The organism is Acinetobacter sp. (assembly GCF_036666595.1).
Classification (GTDB): domain Bacteria; phylum Pseudomonadota; class Gammaproteobacteria; order Pseudomonadales; family Moraxellaceae; genus Acinetobacter.
In genome coordinates this window covers 1-560 of the sequence record NZ_JAVWVO010000132.1, presented here as the reverse complement: position 1 = coordinate 560, position 560 = coordinate 1, and the positions used below count along the sequence as shown (strand labels likewise).

The window sequence follows — 560 nt, the reverse complement described above, 5'->3', positions numbered from 1 at the left end:
GTAAACAAGGTTTAAAAATATTTATTATTTCTAAGCTTGTAATCATTCTGTATTACTATTAACAAAATCCCGGTTACATCCATTACTGTATTCAATTTTAAGACAAATTTAAATGTTGTCATTATTTTGAATACGCAAAGAGCTTAACACGGGTTTCTAACAATTCATACTGTTTTTTTGATTAATCTGCGTTATTAATTTAGCTATTTTTTTACTGATTATTTCTTGTTTTTATAAAAGTATCTTTATGTTGTGATTCAATAATTTTATTTTTGTTTGGCGCTAAATTTGCTAACATTTCAGAAAGTTTTACTGGATATTAAATAAGATGAATGATCTAGCGAATACAGCGATGATTATAGATGCAATGGGAAAACCCTGCCCCATGCCCTTATTGATGCTTAAGCGAGCACTCAAGAATAAATCAGATCATCTATTTTTGCTAAAATCTTCAGATCCACATAGTCAACAAGATGTCATGCGCTATTGCCAAATGCATCAACTCAAATGCGGCATGACAACAATTTCCGATTCGGAATATCACTACTTAATTGAATCTT

1 protein-coding gene is annotated in these 560 nt (G+C 30.0%); it reads left to right on the top strand.

Annotated elements, in window-relative coordinates:
* Window positions 1–328: 328 nt before the first annotated feature.
* Window positions 329–560: sulfurtransferase TusA family protein (locus RR876_RS17205; RefSeq protein WP_004648641.1), on the top strand; the 232-nt coding region annotated here is incomplete at its 3' end.